This is a genomic window from Variovorax paradoxus (genome assembly GCA_016806145.1).
In the GTDB taxonomy this organism is placed as follows: Bacteria; Pseudomonadota; Gammaproteobacteria; order Burkholderiales; family Burkholderiaceae_C; genus Variovorax.
On the sequence record CP063168.1, the window covers coordinates 104,019 to 118,645 of the forward strand.

Annotated in this window: 11 protein-coding genes, 1 pseudogene and 1 other annotated feature; of the genes and pseudogenes, 8 read left to right on the forward strand and 4 right to left on the reverse strand. The window is 59.6% G+C overall.

Annotated features, from left to right (window positions below; all coding sequences use genetic code 11):
• Positions 1-2: 2 nt before the first annotated feature.
• The 7 genes from INQ48_42975 (at position 3) to INQ48_43005 (ending at position 7,361) form a co-directional block, all read left to right on the forward strand.
• Positions 3-1,013 carry a tripartite tricarboxylate transporter substrate binding protein gene (locus INQ48_42975; GenBank protein QRF63436.1) on the forward strand — a complete coding sequence of 337 codons (1,011 nt, stop codon included), beginning with the start codon at positions 3-5 and terminating at the stop codon, positions 1,011-1,013.
• 52 nt (positions 1,014-1,065) lie between these two features.
• Positions 1,066-2,073 carry an NAD(P)-dependent alcohol dehydrogenase gene (locus INQ48_42980; GenBank protein QRF63437.1) on the forward strand — a complete coding sequence of 336 codons (1,008 nt, stop codon included), beginning with the start codon at positions 1,066-1,068 and terminating at the stop codon, positions 2,071-2,073.
• 78 nt (positions 2,074-2,151) lie between these two features.
• Positions 2,152-4,074 (forward strand): propionyl-CoA synthetase, encoded by a 1,923-nt coding sequence (locus INQ48_42985; protein QRF63392.1) that lies wholly within the window; start codon positions 2,152-2,154, stop codon positions 4,072-4,074.
• 328 nt (positions 4,075-4,402) lie between these two features.
• Entirely contained in the window at positions 4,403-4,795 is a 393-nt protein-coding gene (locus INQ48_42990) for a transposase (protein ID QRF63393.1), read from the forward strand.
• Positions 4,796-4,807: 12 nt separating this feature from the next.
• Positions 4,808-5,158, forward strand: coding sequence for an IS66 family insertion sequence element accessory protein TnpB (tnpB, locus tag INQ48_42995; GenBank protein QRF63394.1), 351 nt, complete (start codon positions 4,808-4,810; stop codon positions 5,156-5,158).
• A gap of 71 nt (positions 5,159-5,229) precedes the next feature.
• On the forward strand, positions 5,230-6,855 hold the full coding sequence (locus tag INQ48_43000) for an IS66 family transposase (protein QRF63395.1): 1,626 nt from the start codon (positions 5,230-5,232) through the stop codon (positions 6,853-6,855).
• Positions 6,856-6,860: 5 nt separating this feature from the next.
• Entirely contained in the window at positions 6,861-7,361 is a 501-nt protein-coding gene (locus tag INQ48_43005; GenBank protein ID QRF63396.1) for a hypothetical protein, read from the forward strand.
• Between the two features lie 42 nt (positions 7,362-7,403).
• Here the strand turns inward: INQ48_43005 and INQ48_43010 are convergent.
• Together INQ48_43010 and INQ48_43015 are read right to left on the reverse strand one after the other, a co-directional pair.
• A pseudogene (locus INQ48_43010) lies at positions 7,404-8,270 on the reverse strand (IS5 family transposase).
• Positions 8,271-9,269: 999 nt separating this feature from the next.
• Entirely contained in the window at positions 9,270-10,229 is a 960-nt protein-coding gene (locus tag INQ48_43015) for a LysR family transcriptional regulator (protein QRF63397.1), read from the reverse strand.
• 129 nt (positions 10,230-10,358) lie between these two features.
• Here INQ48_43015 and INQ48_43020 point away from each other — a divergent pair, with 129 nt between their 5' ends.
• Positions 10,359-11,381 (forward strand): SMP-30/gluconolactonase/LRE family protein, encoded by a 1,023-nt coding sequence (locus tag INQ48_43020; protein ID QRF63398.1) that lies wholly within the window; start codon positions 10,359-10,361, stop codon positions 11,379-11,381.
• A gap of 333 nt (positions 11,382-11,714) precedes the next feature.
• Positions 11,715-11,830 (forward strand) — a sequence feature (AL1L pseudoknot).
• Positions 11,831-12,206: 376 nt separating this feature from the next.
• Here INQ48_43020 and INQ48_43025 read toward each other — a convergent pair.
• Positions 12,207-13,310 (reverse strand): hypothetical protein, encoded by a 1,104-nt coding sequence (locus tag INQ48_43025; protein ID QRF63399.1) that lies wholly within the window; start codon positions 13,308-13,310, stop codon positions 12,207-12,209.
• Entirely contained in the window at positions 13,300-13,938 is a 639-nt protein-coding gene (locus INQ48_43030; GenBank protein QRF63400.1) for a hypothetical protein, read from the reverse strand. The genes INQ48_43025 and INQ48_43030 overlap by 11 nt, the downstream gene beginning before the upstream one ends.
• Positions 13,939-14,627 lie beyond the last annotated feature (689 nt).

Sequence of the window (14,627 nt, forward strand, 5' to 3'; positions counted from 1 at the left end):
AAATGCCCAATGGGAGGGACATAAATGACCGACAGTTCACGCGCCGTAAGCTCATCGCAAGCGCAGGTGCAGCGATGGTCTCGACGGTTGCGTTCCCGACGCTGGCGCAGGAAGGCGTGTACCCAAACCGACCCATCAGGATCATCGTGCCCTGGGCGGCTGGCGGAGGCGGGGATGCGATCGTACGTCTCATGGGACCAAGCCTCCAAAAGCGACTCGGGCAGCCCATCGTCGTCGACAACCGCCCCGGCGCCATTGGGACCATCGGTAGCGTTGCTGCCGCGCGTAGTTCGCCGGATGGCTACACGATCGTCTATGGAGGAATGGAGTCGCACACCATTGCCCCCCATGCATTGAAGAGAGCGCCGTACGATTCCAGGAAGGACTTCGTTGCAGTCGCGCCGCTTGGCTATTTTCCTGTTGCTTTGGTGGTGGCCGCCTCGCACCCGGCCAAGAATCTGACTCAGTTCCTGCAGATGGCGAAGGACACAAAGCTCCCCATGACTTTTGGTTCATGGAGTATTGCAACTTCCGGACACCTCATGATGGAAGCACTCAAGCAGGCGAAAGGAGTCGAGCTCGTGCATGTTCCTTACAACGGCACCGCTCCCCTTCTACAGGCACAACTGTCGCAGCAAGTGGACTCCTCGATCAACGTGCTGCCCACCGTCGAACCGCATATCCGTAGCGGCGCGCTTCGACTGCTAACGGTATCGGTACCGCAACGGCTGCCGGAGTTTCCGGACACTCCGACTCTGAAGGAGGCGGGCATCAACGTGGACAAAGGGCCATGGGTCGGCATCTTCGGCCCTGCGGGCATGTCGAGGAATGTCATCGCGCGCATACATGACGCCGTCGAGGACACCCTTAGGGAGCCCGCGATCGTCGAGCAAACCACGAACATGCACTTCATCGTCGAACACATGAGCCAGCGTGCTTACCAAGACTTCTACTTGGGCGAGATTAATCGCTGGGGCCAGTATGTCCGAACAGCCAAAATCACCATCGAGTGACTGCAGTATGTCAGTGAAAAAGACAACGAAATCGGCCGCTTTGCCGGTCACGATGCGTGCCTTGCAGGCACAGGCATTTTCCTTGGATGGGCTGCAGCTCGTGCAGCGTCCTGTGCCCCAGCCGCGCCGTGGCGAAATCCTGCTGCGTATCCGCGCCGCCAGTCTGAACTATCGAGATCTGGCCGTGCTGACGCAGAACTACTATCCCACGCTGGCGACGCCGTTTGTTCCGGGCTCCGATGCCTGTGGCGAAGTGGTCGAGCTCGGCGAGGGCGTAGATCGGTGGAAAATCGGCGACAGGGTGACGCCAACTTACACGCAGGGTTGGCACGATGGCTTGCCAACGCCAGAGATGCGGGCCAAAAGAACCCTCGGCGCGCCGCTCGAAGGCGTGTTGCAGGACTATCTGGTTGTACCGTCGGAGGACGTCGTCGCCGCACCGGCAGGCTTGACCGATGCGGAGGCGAGCACCTTGCCCATCGCCGGCCTCACCGCATGGAATGCGCTTTCCGAAGGTGGCCTCAAGGTCGGTGACACGGTGTTGGTGCAGGGTACAGGCGGTGTAGCGCTATTTGCGTTGCAATTCGCCAAGGCCGCCGGGGCAACGGTCATCATCACCTCATCAAGCGATGAGAAGCTGGCTCGTGCCAAGGCGCTCGGAGCGGATATCGGTATCAACTATCGTACCAGCGCAGATTGGCCGCAGGCGGTCAAGCACGTAACCGGAGGACGGGGAGTCGACATCGTCGTGGAAACCGGTGGGTCGACGTTGCCGCAATCCCTTGCGACCGTGGCCTTCGGGGGTTTTGTCGCCGTGGTGGGATTTGTGGCTGGCTACGAGGCAAAAATCGGGATTCGTCAACTGTTGGCGCCCATGGCGCGTGTTCAAGGCATTGCGGTTGGGTCGCGAGCGCGGTTCGAGCGCATGAATCATGCTATCCAGATCCACGGTATCAAGCCGATCCTGGACAGGGTCTTCCCGTTGGAACACGGCGCTGCAGCTTTCAACTATCTTGAGGGCGGCGCAGGCCACTTCGGCAAGGTCGTGGTCGCGCTGTGAAGTCACTGCTGTCCCATGATGTCAAAAGCCTGGCCCCCGCAAGGGTCAAGTCGCATTTCACTTTCCGTGAGTTGAGAGATGGCTGCGCACGATTCTGAACCATTTGACACGATGTACGCACGCTCCCTGGCGGACCCTTCGGGCTTCTGGGATGATGCTGCGCAAGGCATTAGCTGGTACAAGCCCTGTAGCAGGGTGCTTGACGATGACAACACACCGTTCTATCGCTGGTTTGTGAATGGGGAGCTCAACACTTGTTACAACGCGGTAGATCGGCACGTGGAAGCAGGCCTCGGCGGGCAGCCCGCCATCATCTACGATAGCCCCGTCACTGATGTAGTCCAGACCATCACCTACGCCGAACTGCAGGACCTCGTCGCGCGGTTCGCCGGCGCGCTGCGGGCTCGCGGAGTGGGAAAGGGTGACCGGGTGTTGCTCTATATGCCGATGATCCCGCAGTCGGTCATTGCGATGCTTGCCTGTGCCAGACTGGGCGCGGTCCACTCAGTGGTGTTTGGTGGCTTCGCGCCACAGGAACTCGCAGTTCGGATCGATGATGCAAAGCCAAAGGCCATCGTTTCCGCCTCCTGCGGCATTGAACCGAACCGCGTCGTCAAGTACAAGCCGATGCTGGACGCCGCGATCGAACAATCCGCACACAAACCGGACTTTGTCATTGTCTACCAGCGCCCGCAGGAGCGAGCGGCCTTGGTGGATCGCCGAGACATCGACTGGCGAGAAGCTGTAGCCGCGGCGGAGCCCGCGGCCTGTGTGCCGGTGAAGGCGACCGACCCTCTTTATATCCTCTACACCTCGGGCACCACCGGTCAGCCCAAGGGCGTGGTGCGAGACAACGGCGGTCACGCGGTTGCTCTTCGCTGGTCCATGGAATGCTTCTACGGCGTGCAATCAGGCGAAGTCTTCTGGGCGGCGTCGGATGTAGGCTGGGTCGTGGGGCACTCCTACATCGTCTATGGTCCATTGCTGGCTGGCTGCACCACAGTGGTCTTTGAAGGCAAGCCCGTGGGCACGCCCGATGCAGGGACGTTTTGGCGGGTTATCGCACAGCACAAGGTCACGACGCTCTTCACGGCCCCTACAGCAGTGCGTGCCATCAAGCGCGAGGACCCTCATGGCAGCCAGCTCACCAAATATGATCTGTCGCACTTGCGCGCCTTGTTCCTAGCGGGCGAGCGCTCTGATCCCGAAACGCTGCATTGGGCCGAGGATCACTTGAAAGTGCCTGTGATCGATCACTGGTGGCAGACCGAAACCGGCTGGGCCATAGCCGGAAATCCATTCGGCGTGTACCTGTTTCCCGTCAAGCATGGCTCGGCGACGCGTGCCATGCCCGGTTGGGACGTCCGCGTGCTGAACAGAGAGCAGAAGGAAGTGCCGCGTGGCGACATTGGTACCTTGTGCGTGAAGCTTCCGCTGCCGCCGGGAGCTTTTCCGACTCTGTGGAACGCGGACGAGCGCTTCAAGAAGTCCTACCTCTACGAGTATCCGGGCTTCTACCAGACTGGAGATGCCGGCTTCATCGACGAGGACGGCTATGTCCACGTCATGGCGCGGACCGACGACATCATCAACGTTGCTGGCCATCGTTTGTCCACGGGTGCCATGGAAGAAGTACTGGCCAGCCACAAGGATGTCGCCGAATGCGCAGTTATCGGCGTGGCAGACGGATTAAAGGGTCAAGTACCGCTGGGGTTCCTTTGTCTAAATGCCGGGGTGGACCGGCCGCACGAGGATATCTTGAACGAAGTGGTGCAACTGGTGCGCGAGCGGATTGGCCCGGTGGCGGACTTTAAGCGCGCCCTGGTCGTGCAGCGCCTCCCGAAAACCCGGTCCGGTAAGATTCTGCGCGGCACGATGCAGAAGATCGCCGACGGCCAGGTCTACAAGGCGCCCGCTACTATCGAAGACCCTGCCGTTCTACCGGAGATCGGCAGAGCGCTGCACGGCATGGGCTACTCGAAGAGCCTAACCGGAACCTAGGGCAACGCTGAACAAGGCTCCGATTTCAGCGCTTCTGTCCGATCGATATCGCAATGCGCAAGCAAGGTCGGCTTTCGAATGGAACCGCTGCGAGGTCGGGCCTTATCGCGGCGCCGCGGCACGCGTCGTGTGCGCTGCAGGCGCACTCATGCCGTGAGGCTCTGACGTGCCAAGTAAATGTTCGCCAGCCCCGTGACCATAAACGCCCGCGTGGCGTTTTTCGCCAGCCCCCGGTAGCGCACCTTGTCGGTGAGCGTCTGGCCATTCCACCTTGCGTCTGACGCACTCGCTCCCGAGGATGGCGTCCACCTATTTTTGGCGGACGCCTATGCATCCCAATACCTCCGGTCGCCGGGTCCACAGTGCCGAGTTCAAGGCACGAATCCTGGCCGAGTGTCGACAGCCCAGCGCGTCGGTCTCGGCCGTAGCCATCGCGCACGGCCTGAACACCAACGTCGTGCGCAAGTGGCTGTCGGGCCGCGGCCTCAAGCGCATGGGCGCCGCGGCGCCTGTGGCCAGTGGCACTGCGCCTGCCCTGCAGTTCGTCCCTGTCGAGTTGCCGCGGTCTGAGCCAGTGGTCGCCGCCCCTAAACCCATGCCGGATATCCGCATCGAACTTCAGCGTGGCGGCCTGCACGTGAAGCTCCAGTGCGCTGCCAGCGCAGGGGCGCTGTACGCAGCGCAGTTGCGTGCCCTGGCCGACGCGCTGTGCGCCGCCTGAGGGGCCTGCCCGTTGATCCGCATCGACACGCTGTGGCTATGCACCCAGCCGCAGGACATGCGCGCTGGTGCCGACCGGTTGCTCAACATCGTCGTCAACACCATCGGCGCGGCCCGTGCGCACCACGGCTACCTGTTTGCGAACCTGCGCGCCACGCGCATCAAGCTGCTCGTGCACGACGGCTTCGGTGTGTGGTGCGCCACGCGCCGCCTGCACGCGGGACGCTTCGTCTGGCTGGAGCGTGCGCCGGGGCAGGTCCCGGCGGCTGCAACGCTGCAGCTGACTGCACAGCAGTTCGAAGCCCTGGCGGTCGGATTGCCGTGGCAGCGCCTGGGCGAACTCAGCGTCATCAGCCGATCATGAGGGCGCTGGCGGCCCGGCGCTGTCGTTGACATCGCATCTGCCGATGCGCAGCGCGCCCCGAGTCGGGCAACATGCCGGGCATGCTCGGCGACACCGCTGCTTCCCGCATCGACATGGCACAACTGCCGCCGCAGGCGGCGGCGCTGATCACGCGGTTGCAGCAGCAAGTGCAGGCCCAGGCGCGCGAGATCGCCTGGCGCGACGCCAAACTCGAGAAGGTCAACTTCGAACTCGCCCGACTCAAGCGCTGGAAGTTCGGCGCCAAGACCGAATCCATGACGGCCCAGCAACGCGCCCTGTTCCAAGACACGCTGGCAGAGGACGAAGCCAGCCTGCAGGCGCAACTGGCCGAGTTGCAGCGTGGTCTGCCCGAGGCGCCCCAGACCCAGAAGGCACCGCCGCGGCGTCCACGCCGCCAGGCGCTGCCCGAGCACCTGGAGCGCGTCGAGCATCGCCACGAGCCTGAGGACACGACCTGCCCGAGCCCTGACTGCGGCCGGCCCATGCACCGCATCGGCGAGGACGTCAGTGAGAAGCTGGACATCGTCCCGGCCAAGTTCTTCGTGCACCGGCACATCTATGGCAAGTGGGCTTGCCGGTGCTGCCAGCAGATCCGCCAGGAGCCGGCCGAGCCGGCCGAGCCGGACGTGGTGGACGGCGGCATCCCGGCCAGCGGGTTGGTGGCGCACACGCTGATCAGCCGCTTCGTGGACCACCTGCCGTACTACCGGCATGAACCGATCAACGCCCGCTCGGGCGTGCACACGCCGCGCTCGACGCTGGCCGCCTGGGGCGGCGCCGGCGGCGCGAAGCTCGAGCCGCTGTACGAGGCGCACCGGCGCTTCATCCTCAGCTGCCGGGTGCTGCATGCCGACGAGACCCCGGTGCCGCTGCTGGACCCGGGGTCGGGCAAGACGAAGAAGGCCTACGTCTGGGCCTGGGCGCGCAGCCACCATGACCCGCACCCGGGCGTGATCTACGAGTTCTGCCTGGGCAGGGGATCGCAGTACCCGGTGGCCTTCCTCGGCGGCAAGGGACCACCGTGCCCAGAGCCGCCGTGGAACGGCACCTTGATCACCGACCAGTACGCGGGCTACAACGCCGTGCTGGATGCGAAGGTCTACCCGCAGCGCAGGTCGGCGGCGTGCGCTGCGCATGCCAGGCGGTACTTCGAGGAGCTCAGCCGCGGCGGCAGCAGCGCCAGTGCAGTGGCCACCGAAGCGTTGCAGCGCTGGGCGCGGATCTACCGTGCAGAGGCGGCCTTCGCCGAGATCGATCATGACCACCGTCTGCAGGCCCGGCAGCAGCTGAGCAAGCCGCTGTGGGACGAGTTCGAGGTGTGGCTGAAGCTGCAGCGCACGCAGGTGCTCGACGGCAGCAAGATCGCTGAGGCACTCGACTACAGCCTCAATGCCTGGAAGGCTCTGACGCTGCACCTGGATGACGGCGCGATAGTCATCGACAACAACCTGGTCGAGCGGCAGATCAAGCCTTGGAAGCTCGGCGCGAAGAACTGGCTGTTCGTGGGCAGCGAGTTGGCCGGCCAGCGTGCGGCAGTGGTGATGAGCCTAGTCCAGTCTGCCAAGCTCAATGGCCTGGATCCGTGGGCCTACCTGCGCGATGTGCTGGCGCGAATCCACTCGCATCCGAGCCATCGGCTCGACGAGCTGCTGCCGCATCGCTGGCGGCCGAGCTGACGAAGTTGGGCGTGATCACGCAGGCCGTGATGGTCCAGGCGGCCATCGACGTCAACGGTATGGGCCAGGAACAGAAGGTTCGCCTGGCCGACGAGATCTTCGCTCAGCAGCCCAACCTGCTCGCCTCGGTCCTTGCGCTGCCTCGCATGGGAGTGGGCATGGTGGAACTGGAGGTGCCGCTGCACATCCTGTTCGTGACGTTCCAGGCGATGAAGTGCAGCGGTCATGCGTGGCCGATGGTCACGGAGGCTGTGCAGGAGACGTGCATGCAACGCTTGACGGCCCGCGCGCGCTTCAACGAGGGATTGCCGGGCGAGCTGGCCGACCAAGTCGTCCAGCAGTTCTGCGACGAGCATCCCGAGCGCTACCTGCTCGCGTTCGTCTACGGATACCTCGGTGACCACGACTTGCTGCGGGTGCGCACCGACGCCGAGAAATACCTGCTGCTGGCTGCACTCAACCTCGTGGAGTGCGTCGCCTTCGTTGAAGGCCCGACCGCCGCTTGATGGCTCCGACCCGGGTCAAGGTGGAACGGCCGGACGCTCACCCTTGTCGAATCCCCACAGCCGCTTGATCACCGCGAACACGTGCTCGACCCGTGATCGCACACGAGACTTCACTCGGTTCAGGATGCGGTCGAGGTGCTCGGCTGCGCTGCCCTCGCGAACCCGCTGGTTCGTACAGTCCTTGGCCCCCGGTGCCTTCGATTTGATCAGCTCGTGCTGCGAAGCGTAGGCGCTGTCGCCGTAGACGTGTTCCTCACGACCATGCAGCAGGTCGGGCAGCGGGTGCTTGTCGTGCACGTTGGCCGAGGTCACGACCGCGCTGTGCGCCAGTCCGCACTCGCTGTCCACTCCAATGTGCAGCTTCATGCCGAAGTACCACTGCTTCCCCTTGCGGGCCTAGTGCATCTCGGGATCCCGCTTGCCTTGTTCGTTCTTGGTCGAGCTGGGCGCGCCAATGATCGTCGCGTCCACAATGGTGCCGGTGCCGACCTTCAGTCCATTGGCTTGCAGCACTTCGCCGACCTTGGCGAACAGGGCCGCGCCAAGGTCGTGCTTCTCTAGCAAGCGCCTGAACTTCAGCAGCGTGGTCCCGTCCGGCACCCGCTCTCGCCCCAAGTCGATGCCCACGAAGCGGCGCAGCGCCGTGCTGTCCAGCAATGCATCCTCGCAGGCCTCGTCGGCCAGATTGAACCAGTGCTGCACGAAGTACATGCGCAGCATGCGCTCCAGCCCGATCGGTGGACGACCGTTGCCCGCCTTCGGGTAGTGCGGCTCGATCACCTCGCACAGTGCCTGCCACGGAACGATCTTCTCCATCGTCTCCAGGAACGCGTCGCGCCTCGTCGGCCTGCGGTACCGCTCGTACTGCGCGTTCTGGTCGGCCGCCACTGCCAGGGTCTGTTGTTTCATGCCCTCTGCATTGCAGGTGCCGTGCCAGGTTCGAACTTGATCAGCGTTGCCCTAGTTGATCGTTCGATCAGGCGTTCCTGGATTAAGAGTCGAGGAGACGAGATATGGCAAGATGTTCACTGATTCCAGAATCAGCGGACTTTGCCTCGACTTGTATGCGACATGGAAATGCCGACCTCCAGTGATTCGCGGAAGTTGAGACTGAGCGTAGAGCCACTTCGACCGCGTCCGCCGGCGCCGTTGCGTCGAAATACTTCGGCCTATTCGCGCCACCGCCTATTAAGCTCGCGACGAGGGCGCCGCACCTCGAGCGATCAAGCAAGGGTAAAACGCTCTGCGAGGTTTCGCAGCCATCGCAACGAGGGACCCAGCTGGTGGCAAGACGAGATCTTGCCAGATCAATCGTTCGAGGCGCTGATTAGCTGTCTCGCGCAGGCATTGCAGCGTAAGCTTGCGCAGATCTCAATCATGCCATGCGAATTGACATTCGTCGTCAATGCGTACATACCGGCATCGGAATATTGCGATCTTCCCATCCTCCAAAAGCGACTGCGGCTAACGCGGCCCGGAGAGCGCTGGCCCCAAGATGGACCCGGCGAGTCGGGCGCATTCGCACAGTGCATCGAGGTCCGGCCCGCAGTCCTGTGCTGACTCCCTGACTCCCCGACTCCCATCGTCTCGCACATGAATGCGAGGTCTTCGGTGCAGATATCTTCCGGCGCATTGGGCGTGCCGCAACGGACGTCCTCCGAGACCGCCGCTGGACGCATCGACTTGTGTGACACCCGGTTGGAAACCGCAGGGGCTTCGGCAAGCACCACGCCGCGGCTGTCGTGCAGATGAAGCGCCATGGTCAAATCGGCTTAACGGCCACGCGCATTCCGATCGCGCACTCCACCTGTGCAGGGTCCGCCACATAGGCCGTATTGCAGAAACAGATTGCCTCCGGACTCAAGCCAACGGGATTCTCTGGAATTGCTCAGCAGCAGTTTTCTATACTCATTTGGATTGCAATGTGGCCGGAAGCGTGCTTCGGATGAAAGCACGTAGTGCTTCAGCTGCAGGCGAGATCGATCTTCTACGGTATAGCACCAAGCCTATGTCGCGTGCGCCGCCATCCTGAATTGTGAGTGTCCTGCACCCCAGCAAGTCTGCTCTTGCGACGGCCATACGCGGTAACACCGATACTCCCAGCCCTGCCCCGACCAACGCGACGAGTGCGTAGGTGCTGACCAACTCCTGTACCGGGGCAGGCTTTATGCCCACGCTTTGCAACTTGTGCTCGAGCATTTCGCGTAGTGCGACGCCGCGCGGGTTGAGCAGCAGCGGGTAGGGCTTCAGGTCCTGCATGACGATGCGTCGCCGCTGGCTCAGCGGATGGCCTTGGGCCGGTACGACAGCGAACAACTCGTCGGCAAACAAGGGAGTGAAGCTAAGGTCGCCCTGGTCCTCCCCTCTAGACAACAGGCCCATGTCCACCTCACCGCGAAGCACTAGATCAAAAGCGGTCTTCGAATCAGCATCTCGCAGTCGCACTTGGATACCGGGGTGCAATGCTCCAAACTCACGCAAGATCTGGGGCAAGAGCGTGGTGGCAAGCGAGGGCAATGCGACGAGAGTCGTGACTCCACGCTGCAGCTGGCCTTCCTCGCGCAGCTCTGTGGTGATCTGTGCGATGTCTTCCGTCAGACGTCGGACGACCGGCAGTAATCGCTTTCCTTCGCCCGTGAGGCTGAGCGAGCGCGTTGTTCGATGAAACACCGGGACGCCAAACACGTCCTCGAGTTGCCGCACCTGCATGCTAAGGGCGGACTGGGTGATGTACATCCTCGCGGCGGCAGAGCGGAAACTGCCTGCCTCTGCCACCGCCAAAAACGCGAGCAGATGGTTGAGGTTCAGATGCCGGAGTACTTCAAGCGGCGTAGGAGACATTAATCGTTCCAGATGAACAATGAACAAGAATATAGCGATTGTCTCGCATGACCTCGACTTCTAGCATCTCCAGCCATAACAACTTTTGCCCTGCAAGTCGGAAGGAGACATATGCACATTTACTCGAGAAAAGCTACTTTTCCCACCGTTCGCGCGATGGCTGCTGCAGCTACGCTTGCGACGGCGGCACTATGGGGCTTTCAGCCCTTTAACGCACGGGCTGACAGGGTGGACTCAGCACTTCACTACACCGCACGTAATCGTGGCGTCGTCCCCATTCCCGGGGCAGAGCAGACGTTACAGACTGTCGTCGCGGAACCGTACTTCAAGGTGTCCGACACCAGTCTTCAACTCGAGGGAGCGGTGTTCGATAAGCAAGGAAATCTTCTATTCGTCGAGGTGTTTGGCGGTCAGTTATTCAAATTGACGCCAGACAAAAAACTCAGCATATTGCTTCCAAAGAGCAAATTAGGTCCCGCTGGCCTTGCCGTACACAAGGACGGTCGTATCTTTATATCTGGCCTGGGTAACTTTGTGGACGCCGGTTCTGTCCTGGCGATCAGCCCTGACGGAAGCAGCGTGGAGACAATCGTTCCTGCAAGCGCGGGTTACACGCCCGATGATCTGGTGTTCGATTCCAGTGGTGGCTTCTATTTCACCGACTTCAAGGGTGCCTCATTTGACCCGCGAGGCGGGGTCTACTATGTTTCGCCGGATTTCAAAACTATCACGCCAGTGGTGAGAAACATGTCGGTGGCGAATGGCGTAGCGTTGAGTCCCGACGGGAAGGTGCTCTGGACTAACGAGTTCAGCGGCGGCAAGTTGCACCGTATTGAGCTCTCCGCGCCCGCCACGATCGCCCCGTTTGGGACAGCCACGCCCTACCATTTCAGTGGGCACGCGCCGGACTCGATGCGAACGGACAGAGACGGCAACGTTTATGTAGCCATGTATCAGCAAGGTCGCGTACTCGTTCTCAACGATAACGGTATCGCGATCGGACAAATACTATTGCCGGGCCGCGACAAGGGCCACAATCTCCGGTCTACAAGCCTTGCGTTTTTTCCGAATTCTAGCGAATTGGTTATTCTTTCCAATGATGCGGAAGCAGGGCAGGGTACGACCATTTTTCGGGCGCAGGGCTTTGCAAAAGGCGCCTTGCTCTATTCACATCAATAGTAGCGCTATGGTCGGACGGATACAACAATCATCCCGGATTTGTGGGGCTCAACACTCTGAGAGGCCTGCGCCATGAAGAAATCGAACAAGTTTTAACCTAAGCGTGAGCTGCAGTCAGGGTGCTGCAGGAGCGCCGTGGGGAGTATCCGTAGCTGTCGGCGCACTCGAGTCGATCGCACGGAAGATTGTCACAGGCACTGAATGAATGGGTCAAGCGCTACGAGGTTGACAACTGCGATCGAGAAGGCGGGACGACGGCGAGGCCCGGCCGCTGAAGGAACTCGAACGAGGTCAAGGAATTGCGCCGGGCCAACAAGTTCTGATACCTGCGAGCGTTCTTTTTGCCTCGGCGGGGCTTGACCGCCGACTCGAGTCTGCGGCATTCATCGACAAGCATCGCGCCACCTACAAGGTCAAGCCGATCTGCAACACCTTTGCAGGTCGCTCCGGCGGTTTATCGGCGGCATTGGAATTCCCGATAGCACCGCCCAGTAGGCCCACGATGAAGCTGCGGCTGCGCTTCAGGCTACTCGCTTCGAGGTTACCTGACAAGCGTGAATCTCTCTCGGACGAGGCCAGTGCCGTATTGGCAGCGGCGGCACTGCCAATTGTCTACCGCTAGCAGTGCAACCGCTTATGCAATTTACTTCCGCTGTAGCGGAATCTTGCCGGCGTCCTTCTCCAAATTCCACCTGCAGAACCTTCGAGCTAATAGATTCGCGCTTGCATCGAATTGATCGATTCGATGGTAAGGGTGAAAAGAATATTTTCAATACAGTTCTGTCAGCTGAAATGTAGGTGAGAGTCTTAGTGGCAGTGATAGGTTTAAATAAGAAACTCGGACTCAACTCTTGAGCGCCAGGCGGGATAGCTGGTTGGGACGGTGGGTTCCAGTTCTTGAGCGATTCGCAGTAGAAGGATGTTGAGTTCGTCAGACATTAGAGAGACACCGGCAATATTCGCAGTCGACTGGATGATTTTCCGAGTTCCGTCAACGACGTCCAGGCTTCGAAGTATTGTCTCGTCGTGCGCCAACGTGAAAAACCAGTTCTGCAGCGAAGAAACAACTTTGCCTTCGCGGTAGGAAGTATGAACGAGATCTGCGTCCGGCATAGCATAGACCAAGGACATGATGTCAAAGCTCGATAGCTCTATCAAAGAATCCGAATCTTCCTTCATATTTTTTAGCAGGCGGATGGCTTTCTTGCATCCACCAGCAGTGCGATCGTCCTTTGCATTTATAAAGGATCGGACTTTAAAAGGATAGTTGGTTATTATTTTCCCGCTTTTTTTGTCGTATATCTGAACTCCCCTGTCATCGCTATTTTGAGTTCGCTGATAGGTCGCTGTTTTGTAGATCACCGCGGGGACTACGTCAATCTCCCGAAGGAGTGAGCCTTCTGATACTGTTATGCACTTTGCGCCGGAATCATCAATCTTTGCGGCAGGAAATGCGGAGCGAATTACGGTACAGCATTCGGCGCGCAACCCTGATATAGTCGCTGGCGCAGTACTTTTACTCGCGGTATAGGTCGACGCGGCCGGTCCATGTGGGTCATAAACGAAATAATCCGTTGGAGCTACGAGCATATCTACATCACTCACGCGCCGCAGATGCACATTTAGTGGAAGCGAGCCTTGAAGCTCCACCGTCACAAGCGTCGAGCGCCTTTGCAATCCACTATCAATCTGCTTGGCTACTCTTTCGGCCTCGCGGTAGCTAATGGCTGTGTACTGCGCGTCGACTTCTTGCATCGACACGAGGGCATACTGAAAACTCGAAGACCTAGTTTTTTTCTGATAGCCTTTTGTGACTGAATCTAAGATGGAACTGTCTTGAGCAGTTGTAGCACTTTCTCCAAAAGATACGGCTCCACTGTTGCGCCGTGCATTTACTCGACTGATGCGCTTTGAATAGTCAGTTGCCACGGGTTCTCCTGGTTATTTTCATTCGACCGCCTGTATGGCGCCCTCCACCATTAAAGTAGATCGCGTCGGCACTTGAGCCGTCGGCAGAGATATGCCATTCGGCGTAACCGTGATGCGCTTTTAGTTGTGGCTCTCCAGGCCGAGGCTCATTACGATAGCTGTACATTAAGATATAGCCCAGATCTTCTTCGACAATGATTGAGGCCGCTACACTGTGAGAGCGCGAGTTCTTCGTTTGAGAGTAGATCCTGATCTTTTCCCAGCCTTGCGAGACGGTAATCTCTGACGACCATTGGTACTCGACGTGTCCTGTGGTTGGATTGATTGTCTCGCCAACACAATCCCATTTCCCGCGCAAGTCGGGTATATCAAGAGCATAGTGTACGAGCCATGTGCGCCAAGCCCATTTATCAAAAGCCAAGTGCCCCAAAGCATAAAAAATGGCCGCCGTGAGTGGCAAAGACCAAAATGCACGCTCTTGAATAAGACCCCAGCGCTCAGCGTAAGTTATCAGCGTGGCAACTAAAACGGCCAAGGATGAACTTGCTAAGCCTGCAAGGATTCCGAGAAATCGTCCAACAGTGGCCCTGCTGTGTCCAACTACAGCATACTCATGGTTTGATGCCAATGACTATTCTCCTTGCGATCTTTTTCTGGATCTGTGAATTATCACGGCCAAGGGAAATTCGTCAGTTGTTAATTAATTTTTAAAAAGACTTATATCCCAAAGGGTACATTTTGCGGTTAATTGAAAATTAATTTGAACACAAGGGTTGATGCGACCCTTATTCCTATCGTCTAGCGGAGGCGCGGGGGCAGGCGGCTTTGCTTCATCATCCGTGTCGGTACTTCAGTCTCTTCGACAATTATCGCACCATCGGCTTCGGTATCGTTCAAATTTGTCTCTGAGATCTGCGCATCGCAACAGATCGCCTCGAAGTGGGCCTTTCGGGGCATTCAATGAGTGAAAGGCCCGCCATCCTCATATGGATCGCTTTTTTGCTGCGTACGCACTTGGCTCGGCGCGACGCGCACTGAGCGCCATCGATTGATGCCTAGTTCTTCAGTTCAGGTGGCTTAATACGTCTGTGACTTTTTCTAGAGCAGGCATGCCGGACCCTGCCGCCGCATGTGCTTCTTTCGAGTGGTGGGAGTAGTTCGAGGATCTGACTCGGAACGGGGCCCGAAGAGGTAAGCCAGTCTTCGAGGATTTGGTCACGATTCAGCGCTCCAGGCGTCCCATGTTGCGGATGTCGCGTGAGCCCTCGGACGCAATGGGTCCCCCGGCTTTCATAGAAACCGGGCGGTATGAAGGTC